Source organism: Flavobacterium cyanobacteriorum (assembly GCF_002251835.1).
In the GTDB taxonomy this organism is placed as follows: domain Bacteria; phylum Bacteroidota; class Bacteroidia; order Flavobacteriales; family Flavobacteriaceae; genus Flavobacterium; species Flavobacterium cyanobacteriorum.
The window spans coordinates 1-1,356 of record NZ_NOXV01000003.1 but is presented as its reverse complement, the minus strand read 5'-3'; the positions used below and the strand labels follow the sequence as shown (position 1 = coordinate 1,356).

The 1,356-nt window shown below is 35.5% G+C and carries 2 pseudogenes; both read right to left on the bottom strand.

Annotated elements, in window-relative coordinates:
- Positions 1-794 (bottom strand): annotated as a pseudogene (locus CHU92_RS00025) (type I restriction enzyme subunit R domain-containing protein); the annotation flags it as partial.
- A 16-nt stretch (positions 795-810) separates the two neighbouring features.
- Positions 811-1,356, bottom strand: a pseudogene (locus CHU92_RS00020) (DEAD/DEAH box helicase family protein); the annotation flags it as partial.

Here is a 1,356-nt window from a genome sequence, read left to right as displayed (position 1 = left end):
GAAAAGGCTTGAATTAAACCGTGATACCTCAAATTTTTGTCAACAAATAATGTATTGAGTGTTGGAGCATCAAAACCTGTTAGAAACATTCCGACTACGATAATTAGATCAATCTCTTTGTTTTTTACCCGTTTGGCAAGGTCACGATAATAATTCTGAAACTCAATACTATCAACTCCATAACTGGTTTTGAACATTGCGTTATAGTCATTGATTGCCTTCGTTAAGAACTCTTTCGCACTAATATCCATTGCAGATGGTTCAAAGCTCTCGTCAACTATCTCACCTATTGCGCTCTGCTCTTCATTTGCAGCAAAAGAAAAGATTGTTGCTATTTTTAATGGCTTTTCACTCTCTTTTTGCAACATGTTTAATTCTTCATAATAACACTTGGCTGCTTCAACACTACTTACGGCAAACATGGCGTTAAATCCTTTGTTGCTTCCCTGATTTCTATGAGTTTTTATTCTGAAGTTCTGTAAAATGTATTGAGATATTTCTTTGATGCGTTCAGGGTGAAGCAACGCTTTTTTGTTTTCTGCTGCACTTAGTTTTTTCTTATCTATTTCAGTTTCTATGCTCTTAAACTGAGGTCTAACATCATTATAGTCAACTTTGAATTTTAAAACTTTTTCATCACGAATCGCATCCGTAATTACATAAGAGTGAAGTTCACGACCGAAAACACTTGCAGTAGTTTCAGCACCTAACGCATTTTGCGGAAATATTGGCGTTCCTGTAAAACCGAATTGATAAAACTTTTTAAACTTCTTAATCAGATTTTTTTGTGCTTCANTAGTCAACTTTGAATTTTAAAACTTTTTCATCACGAATCGCATCCGTAATTACATAAGAGTGAAGTTCACGACCGAAAACACTTGCAGTAGTTTCAGCACCTAACGCATTTTGCGGAAATATTGGCGTTCCTGTAAAACCGAATTGATAAAACTTTTTAAACTTCTTAATCAGATTTTTTTGTGCTTCACCAAATTGAGAACGGTGTGCTTCATCAAAAATGAAAACGACTTGCTTTTGGTAAATGGGCAAATCACCTTCACTTTTCATGAGGTTATTTAGTTTTTGTATGGTGGTAACAATAATCTTATTGTCGTCTTTTTCAATGTTTCGCTTTAAACCCGCTGTACTATCCGAACCATTTACGCTATCAGGAGAAAATCGCTGATACTCCTTCATAGTTTGAAAGTCCAGGTCTTTACGGTCAACTACAAAGAATACTTTATCAATAAATTCCAATTGCGTTGCTAATCGTGCGGCTTTAAAACTGGTAAGCGTTTTTCCTGAACCTGTGGTGTGCCAAATATATCCGCCTCCTTCATTGGTTGACCATTTTTTAGC